Annotated in this window: 1 protein-coding gene and 1 CRISPR repeat array; the gene reads left to right on the forward strand. The window is 47.9% G+C overall.

The features are described from left to right. Positions 1-74: 74 nt before the first annotated feature. Entirely contained in the window at positions 75-1175 is a 1101-nt protein-coding gene (locus QUA57_RS28440; RefSeq protein WP_333065138.1) for a precorrin-8X methylmutase, read from the forward strand. A 51-nt stretch (positions 1176-1226) separates the two neighbouring features. After that, positions 1227-1693: a CRISPR direct-repeat array (repeat unit 38 nt; unit sequence GTTTCAATCCCTGATAGGGAGTTAGGTTAATTGCGGCA). Positions 1694-1788 lie beyond the last annotated feature (95 nt).

The following is a 1788-nucleotide window of genomic DNA, read 5'->3' on the forward strand; positions in this document are numbered from 1 at the left end:
TGAACCAATATTTCTTTGAGACATCTTCTGAAATCCCCTTGACAACTGCCATACAGGCTTAACTTGTTACGAATGTGCAAGAATACCTGACAATCAAACAACTTACAGAAGCAGTAAAAGGCACAATTACCCCTCGGATGGTGCGACATTATCACGCTTTGGGGCTGCTATCTCCGGCCGTGCGATCGACCTCTAACTACAGACTGTACACCCGCAGCGATGTGCAAAGACTGCAAAGAATAGTCGCACTCAAGCAGCAAGGCTTTCAACTGTCTCACATCCGCAAACTGTTAGAAACTGACGCGGATGCTTCGCCTGACGCGCTGATGGGGACTCTGCAACGGCAATATCTGTCGGTTATTCAGCAAATTGTTCGCCTCAGAGAAACGGCTTCGGCGCTGGAAGGATTGCTGGGACGGGATATTTCCTGTCAAGCGGTGCAAGCGGACGCACTGGTGCAATTAAGGCTGTTGCAGGCGGAAACTGAGGGGGGGTTGGATGAGTTGGAACAACTTTGGGAGGGTTGGGATGCGGGGGCGCACACTCACCCGGAGGATTTTGGGGAGGCGTTGCAGCATTTGTTGCCGGATTTGGGCGATCGCTCGGAAATTGAGGTAGACTTGCTTTCTAAACTGGTGTTAGCTTGCGGTGATTGTTCGCTGCTGCCGTTTGTGAAGTTGAGCGCAACGGCGATTAAATCGGCGCGGGAAGCTTTGAAAAATCAGTGTCAAATTGTGGCTGATGTGCCGCCTGTTTTTGCGGCTTTGGATGGGACTAGATTGGCGCATTTGGGAACAAGTATTAAAACTTTAATTGATGACCGGCACATCAATGCTGCGGCGGAAGCGGAACAGGAATTCTGGCGGCAGGGTGAGTGGTTTGAAAAGTTGTTGAAACTGGAAAAAGGATGTATATTGGTGATAGGATATGCGCCGTCTGTGCTGATGGGGGTTTGCGAGGCGATCGAGAGTGGGCAACTGCAACCGGCTTTGGTAATTGGTATGCCGATGGGTTTTAGTCATTCTCCGGTGGCAAAACGGCGGTTAGTGCGATCGGGTGTTGCTTATATTACGACTGTGGGGACTTTTGGCGGCGGGTTGTTGGCGGCGGTTGCTTTGAATGCTTTGGTTGAGTCTTTAATTGAAAAGCCGAATTGTCATTGTCATCTCAAGTGAAGAGGGAATTTAGGTTTATTGTGGCTTAATTTGTTTTTTACTCTTTTATTCGTTTCAATCCCTGATAGGGAGTTAGGTTAATTGCGGCAAATGGCAGAGCCACTGGTGATCAAAGGCCGCAGTTTCAATCCCTGATAGGGAGTTAGGTTAATTGCGGCATTCTGAGCTTGTCACAGGTGAATTTTACTTTGTTTCAATCCCTGATAGGGAGTTAGGTTAATTGCGGCAAAAGGACAATCAACAAATTCAGCGGCAATTCTGCGTTTCAATCCCTGATAGGGAGTTAGGTTAATTGCGGCAGAAATACTTTATGCTGAGGGCATGGCGGTATGGTGCGTTTCAATCCCTGATAGGGAGTTAGGTTAATTGCGGCGCGAGTCTGCCAGCCAAGCGGCGCAACGGATTTTAAAGTTTCAATCCCTGATAGGGAGTTAGGTTAATTGCGGCGTGGATTCTCTTGTTATGGTTGCCATCAACGATGTTTCAATCCCTGATAGGGAGTTAGGTTAATTGCGACGATAAGCTTCAGGATGAGCTATACAGCACTTCCGGATGTTATGAGGTACAGTAGCAGCAATTAGCAAACCAGTTTTTGAGATGTTTGGGATTCATT

This window comes from Microcoleus sp. Pol7_B2 (genome assembly GCF_036701035.1).
Lineage (GTDB): Bacteria > Cyanobacteriota > Cyanobacteriia > Cyanobacteriales > Microcoleaceae > Microcoleus.